General features: G+C 60.1%; 2 protein-coding genes. Both read left to right on the top strand.

Translation table 11 applies throughout. From position 1 onward, the window contains the following. A partial coding sequence (gene hflC / locus AC3ZU9_RS31445) for a protease modulator HflC (RefSeq protein WP_490091792.1) occupies positions 1-516 on the top strand: 516 nt, incomplete at its 5' end. Positions 517-810: 294 nt separating this feature from the next. Continuing rightward, positions 811-987: ATP phosphoribosyltransferase regulatory subunit (locus AC3ZU9_RS31440; protein ID WP_490091793.1), on the top strand; the 177-nt coding region annotated here is incomplete at its 3' end.

Below are 987 nucleotides of genomic sequence, written 5' to 3'. Positions count from 1 at the left end.
CGTCTGGAATCGGGCCTGCGTGACCAGTTTGGTAAGCGCACCCTGCACGAGGTGGTGTCCGGTGAGCGTGATGCGCTGATGGCGGACATCACGCGCTCGCTGAACACGATGGCGGAAAAAGAGCTGGGCATCGAGGTGATCGATGTTCGGGTCAAGGCTATCGACCTGCCGAAGGAAGTGAACCGCAGCGTGTTCGAGCGTATGAGCACCGAGCGTGAGCGTGAGGCTCGTGAGCACCGCGCCAAGGGTAACGAGTTGGCTGAAGGTATCCGTGCGGATGCCGACCGTCAGCGTCGTGTACTGCTGGCAGAGGCCTATCGCGAGTCTGAAGAGGCGCGTGGTGATGGTGATGCCCAAGCTGCGGCGATCTACTCCAAGGCGTACGGCCAGGACCAGGAGTTCTACGCGTTCTACCGTAGCCTGCGCGCCTACCGTGAAAGCTTCGCGAACAAAACCGACGTCATGGTGCTGGACCCAAGCAGCGAGTTCTTCCGCTACCTGGAAAAGTCCAAGTAACCGGCCTGTGATTCTGTAGGGCTCACTCCCGTCGGGCGGCTAAAACGCCTGGCGGGGTGATCCTTTCAGAAAACGGGTGTATGATGCGGCAGCCGGGAAATTCCCGGCTTTTTTGCGTCTGCATGTTTGATTCGGCAGGCGTGACAGGTTTTTCGAGGAAAGTGCCCGACGAGGCCGTTTGCAGGTCGTTCGTCACGTCGCTCTTGCGCGTGGTTTATGCAGGGGGCGGGTGTTTTCTGCTTCACTCAAGGCTCGGCCGAGGGCTGGCCGCCCGGATCATAGGGGAATGGCGTAATGGCAACGGTAGACCGCTGGCTGCTGCCAGATGGCATCGAAGAAGTACTGCCACCAGAAGCTGCGCGCATTGAAGTAGCGCGTCGCCAGGTGTTGGATCTGTTCCAGAGCTGGGGTTACGAGTTTGTCGTGACCCCCCATATCGAGTACCTGGAATCCCTGCTGACCGGCGCGGGC

The sequence above is a fragment of the Pseudomonas sp. A39 genome, assembly GCF_058145955.1.
The sequence above is the reverse complement of the archived record's forward strand: the minus strand, read 5'-3'. Positions and strand labels throughout refer to the sequence as shown.